The 1,228-nt window shown below is 58.0% G+C and carries 1 protein-coding gene; it reads left to right on the top strand.

Annotation, left to right across the window (positions count from 1 at the left end; genetic code table 11):
- The first annotated feature begins 60 nt into the window (after window positions 1–60).
- Window positions 61–1,221, top strand: a complete 1,161-nt coding sequence (locus AC1RKI_RS30050) for an IS30 family transposase (RefSeq protein WP_492798429.1) — start codon at window positions 61–63, stop codon at window positions 1,219–1,221.
- Window positions 1,222–1,228 lie beyond the last annotated feature (7 nt).

Here is a 1,228-nt window from a genome sequence, read left to right as displayed (position 1 = left end):
TGCGGATTCAACCGGTCGATGCAACACCTAGAATCTGTGTGAGCAGTGGAGGTGTTGCAAATGAAGCAGAGGCCGAGGATCTATTATTCCGAGACGCAGAAGGCACTCATGTGGGATCGCTGGCGCAAGGGAGATACTATTCATGAGATCGCTAGGTTATTTGATCGCGGGCACTCTTCAGTCCAGAGGATCTTGTCGGACGCGGGAGGCATTCGACCGGCACAACGCCATCGCGCTGCGCGAGCGTTGACGTTTGCCGAGCGTGAGGAGATATCGCGCTCGCTGGCGTTAGGGCTTTCGATTCGGGCCATTGCATCGCGGCTGAATCGCGCTCCGTCTACCATTAGTCGTGAGCTCGAGCGCAATGGGGGGCGGCAGAGCTATCGCGCGAGCCAGGCCGACGCACTGGCCTGGGAGCGAGCGCGTCGCCCGAAGCTCTGTAAGCTTGTCAGGAACCGGGTGCTGGCGCGGGTCGTCGCCGGCAAGCTGAGGTTGCAGTGGTCCCCCGAGCAGATTGCGGGCTGGCTAAAGCATGTCTATGCGGTCAACAAGGACTACCAGGTGTCACACGAGGCGATCTATCGTAGCCTTTATATTCAGGCGCGTGGCGCTTTGAAGAAGGAGTTGCTGGAGCATTTGCGGCGATCGAGGGTCATGCGTCGGTCGCGCCAGTACACAATGAAGACTGAGGGACGCACCAACATCGCGGACGCCGTCTCGATCAGTGAACGTCCTGCCACGGCCGAAGATCGTGCGATACCAGGGCACTGGGAGGGTGACCTGCTATTCGGCGACGCTAACAGCCAAATCGCAACGCTGGTTGAACGCCAGAGCCGGTTCGTGATGCTGGTGAAGACGGCTGGCAAGGATTCTGAGGCCGTGGTCAACGCGCTGATCAAGCACGTCAGGAAGCTGCCGCAGGAGCTCTACAAATCGCTGACTTGGGATCGAGGCACAGAAATGGCCGGGCACAAGCGCTTCACTGTGGCGACAAATATTCAAGTCTATTTCTGCGACCCTCAGCATCCCTGGCAACGCGGTTCGAATGAAAACATGAATGGACTGCTGAGGCAGTATTTTCCGAAGGGCACCAACCTCTCAGCATATTCGCAAGCGAAACTCAACGCCGTAGCCAGGCGACTAAACGAGCGCCCTCGCAAGACTTTGAACTTCGATACGCCGGCTGAAAGGTTTCTCCAGTACGTTGCATCGACCGGTTGAATCCGCA

This window comes from Cupriavidus sp. GW822-FHT06G04 (genome assembly GCF_058799075.1).
This window is presented reverse-complemented; position numbering and strand designations above follow the sequence as displayed.